Here is a 320-nt window from a genome sequence, read left to right as displayed (position 1 = left end):
CGGGGCACCATATACAGATGAAAAAGCCCCAGGTCGAAAGGCCTGGGGCTTTTTTGTGGGCGCAAGATAAGGAGGAAGATGCAAATAAAGTAACAGTTTTCTGGCTGACCATAAGTTCCTCGAACAGCAAAGTGAAAGCCCGAGTGACGCCACACATAGAAGGGCGGGCGCTTGCATCGATTTCAAGCTGGAGGGACTCGCACATGCCTAAAGTGATGCACCAATGATCCAGGGTTACCCTAAGCCTTGGCAGAGCTACCAGGACCAACTTGAGATATTGATAGCCCGCGGAATGATCGTTACAGAGCGATCTAAAGCCT

The 320-nt window shown here is 50.6% G+C and carries 1 protein-coding gene; it reads left to right on the top strand.

Features of this window, described 5'->3' with window-relative positions:
- The coding region (locus tag JV201_RS00840; RefSeq protein WP_219406382.1) for a hypothetical protein at window positions 1-227 on the top strand (227 nt) is incomplete at its 5' end.
- Window positions 228-320: the final 93 nt, after the last annotated feature.

Origin of the sequence: Pseudomonas sp. Colony2 (genome assembly GCF_019382755.1) — a bacterium.
GTDB lineage: Bacteria > Pseudomonadota > Gammaproteobacteria > Pseudomonadales > Pseudomonadaceae > Aquipseudomonas.
The sequence above is the reverse complement of the archived record's forward strand: the minus strand, read 5'-3'. Positions and strand labels throughout refer to the sequence as shown.